The sequence below is a fragment of the Paeniroseomonas aquatica genome (assembly GCF_030409335.1).
GTDB classification, from domain to species: Bacteria; Pseudomonadota; Alphaproteobacteria; order Acetobacterales; family Acetobacteraceae; genus Belnapia; species Belnapia aquatica.
The window spans coordinates 1-766 of record NZ_JAUFPN010000232.1 but is presented as its reverse complement, the minus strand read 5'-3'; the positions used below and the strand labels follow the sequence as shown (position 1 = coordinate 766).

Below are 766 nucleotides of genomic sequence, written 5' to 3'. Positions count from 1 at the left end.
GTCCACTACATGAGCGTAGGTCTGACGGATGCCGGAGTGCCCCCGCTTCCTCTAAGAGGCAGGGGCACTCCGGCGGTCGAGGTCAGATGGTGTGGGTGATGACGGCGGCCGCGGCGAGGATCAACGCGAGCCCTCCGAGCCCGAGCGCGACACCGATCCACCCCCACTTGGCATCGACGATGTCCTGGAGCTGTTCAATCTCAGCGGCTTGCTGCTCGATCGCCTCTGAGGCTCCGGCGGCGCGCTGCTCGGCGGCAGTGATGATCTCGGCGCGGGACTGGCGGCGCGTGGCCGGCCTGCGGGGCGCGATCGCGGTTCCGATCGGTGCGGCGATGGAGACTGCGGTGATCAGTGCCCACGACCCAAGGATGTGAGCGGTGCCGTGGAGGCTACCCAGGATCCCGGCGCCGGCGAGCGCCCCGCCAGGGGCGAGGAGGAGGAGCCCGGCGATGGTGCGGATGTCGGCGGTGGTGCCGCGGAGGGAGTCGATGCGGCGCTGGAGTTCGTCAGGGGTGGTCATGCCGGTGCTCCGATCAGAGTGCGTAGGTGGTGCCGGGACCCCAGGTGATGACGGGCGGCATGGTGTCGGGGCTGGCCCCGAAGGACACGGTCATGGCGGTGAGTTCGCAGACGGCCCGGAATCCCTTGTGCGCCTCGGCGACGCGGTCCAGTTCCTCGTCGGGCTTGTAGTAGGTGAGGGTGACGTGCGGGTGGAACGGGAACCGCCTCCGGAGTCCGAACCGTGCGTCGATGGCCGTGGCGAGCG

General features: G+C 69.7%; 2 protein-coding genes. Both read right to left on the bottom strand.

Annotated features, from left to right (window positions below):
- Positions 1 to 82: 82 nt before the first annotated feature.
- The gene (locus QWZ14_RS29020; protein ID WP_290320551.1) at positions 83 to 520 is read right to left on the bottom strand and encodes a hypothetical protein; all 438 of its coding nucleotides are present in this window, start codon (positions 518 to 520) and stop codon (positions 83 to 85) included.
- A gap of 13 nt (positions 521 to 533) precedes the next feature.
- Positions 534 to 766, bottom strand: a 233-nt coding sequence (locus tag QWZ14_RS29015) for a 2'-5' RNA ligase family protein (protein WP_290320550.1), incomplete at its 5' end; no start/stop codon positions are given.